At 67.2% G+C, this 311-nt stretch carries 1 protein-coding gene; it reads left to right on the top strand.

The genetic code is table 11. From position 1 onward, the window contains the following. Positions 1-47 precede the first annotated feature (47 nt). Positions 48-311, top strand: a 264-nt coding sequence (locus tag AC5RWT_RS38165) for an RNA polymerase-binding protein RbpA (RefSeq protein WP_494084728.1), incomplete at its 3' end; no start/stop codon positions are given.

Genomic DNA, 311 nt, shown 5'->3' with positions numbered 1-311 from the left:
CTGGTGCCCGATGCAGGGGGCATCCAATCTTCTCAGCGGGGGCACACATGGTTGATCCGTCGAACTCATTCCGGGCAGTCCGGGTAGGCTCTGAGTCCGGTGCCGGGCTTGCCGGCTGGCAGGCTGTCACCGGGCGGACGGTAGTTCCGGTCACCAAGGTTCCGGTCACGTACTGGTGCCCAAGGGGACACCAGACCACACCGGTCTTTGCCAATCTCGGCGAGGCGGACATCCCGCCGTCATGGGACTGCCCGCACTGCGGCCAGATAGCAGCCAGGGAACCTGGCGGCGGCAGCACCGAGGCCCGCAGC

The organism is Arthrobacter sp. Dra40, assembly GCF_059091905.1.
This window is presented reverse-complemented; position numbering and strand designations above follow the sequence as displayed.